Source organism: Moorena sp. SIO4A1 (assembly GCF_010672065.1).
In the GTDB taxonomy this organism is placed as follows: domain Bacteria; phylum Cyanobacteriota; class Cyanobacteriia; order Cyanobacteriales; family Coleofasciculaceae; genus Moorena.
Window position 1 is genome coordinate 1 of the sequence record NZ_JAAHHX010000714.1, and the last position, 1,449, is coordinate 1,449.

At 47.2% G+C, this 1,449-nt stretch carries 1 protein-coding gene and 1 pseudogene; one reads left to right on the forward strand and one right to left on the reverse strand.

Annotated elements, in window-relative coordinates:
- Positions 1 to 102 precede the first annotated feature (102 nt).
- Entirely contained in the window at positions 103 to 285 is a 183-nt protein-coding gene (locus F6K53_RS42215; protein ID WP_293086462.1) for a hypothetical protein, read from the forward strand.
- Here F6K53_RS42215 and F6K53_RS42220 read toward each other — a convergent pair.
- Positions 282 to 1,449: pseudogene (locus F6K53_RS42220) on the reverse strand (hypothetical protein); the annotation flags it as partial. The gene F6K53_RS42215 and the pseudogene F6K53_RS42220 sit on opposite strands and share 4 nt — an antisense overlap.

The window sequence follows — 1,449 nt, forward strand, 5'->3', positions numbered from 1 at the left end:
TGTTTCTATTTTTAATTATCTCTCCAATGGACTATGGTGTTTCATAGTAATAGTCAGGTATGTCTAAATTTTTGTCATTGCTGAGGGGCGGGATGACTATGAGTGGGGTGGGCATCTTGTCTGCCTGAGGCAGAATACAGGCAAGATGCCTGTTCCACCCCTGATGCCCCTGGAAATGAAACAGGCAAGATGCCTGTTCCACACTGCATCTGTGTTCTCGATTCCCGATTCCCGATTCCCGATTCCCGATTCCCGATTCCCAATTCCCTGCTCCCTGTTCCCTAGCGCAAATAACAAGACCCAGGTACCTGCCGAAATCCATCCGGTGTCACGGTAGTTGGATAAGCAGTCAGAAAGATATTGCCATCAGCATCAATCATCAAGCCTTGAGCTTCTATAATCCGTTTTGGCTTAGGGGTAGTGGGGGGTTTAACAGGGGGGTTAACCAGTGCAGTCCGGGAACGATAGCGTCCACGGGTAGTAGGGTGGCGTATATCTTCCCAAAGGGTATTGCTGCTGATTTCACCTGGGCGAGGAGGTAAGCCGCCACGTCCAGTATTGATAAACCTACTGCCAGTGCTATTACTCGGTTGACAGCGCTGGTCAAATTGAGGCTGGGCTGGGTCCGTGGGTAAGCTGTTTGGCTCTCGCTCCAGGAAGTCATTTTCGGTGTTGATATTGACCACACCGTCTGTAGTACCAGAGGCATCTATATCATTGGTGCGATTGCCTGGGATGGCTTTGCGCTCTTCAATATCACCAAAAATGCTGAAGGCATTGATAGTGATATTACCCCCTTGTCCCATGGGAGCATTAGCAATGATATCGCTACCATTAGAACTAGTTGGGGGGAACACAATCAGGAATGGATTATTATTAATCGTGATGTTACCTCCGGTAGCTTCACCGGAAGCCTGTGCGGAGATCAGACTTTCGTTTTTGAGCTGTATTAGGTCTGATACGTTTAGTGTGATATTCGCTCCTGATTCCCCAGGATTTGGAGTTTGAGCAGTTTCAGCGAAAAGTCTTCCTTTATTGAGCAACAGGGAATTAGCCGTAATGTCCAGATTACCTGCTCTCCCTTCCTCACTTCTGACTGTTATTATCCCTCCATCTTCAACCTTGAGGGAATCAGTATCGATGGTGATACTACCGGCTAGAGCTCTCTGACTGCTTACGTTTATTTCCCCTCTATCTTCAACCTTGAGGGAATCAGTATCGATGGTGATTTCACCAGCTACACCACTGAAATCCCCCGAGCTGCTAGACACTAAACCACTGGCAAGGTCACTATTAGTGGGACTAACTCCAGAGATAGTAATGTCATCAGCTTTGACTGTAATGTTGCCAGCATTTGCGCCACTATCAGGTAAGGATTCCGGAGATACAAGATTTAGTTGCCCCAATAAAAAGTGACTAGTAATGGTTTCAGGGGATAAGGCTTTGTCA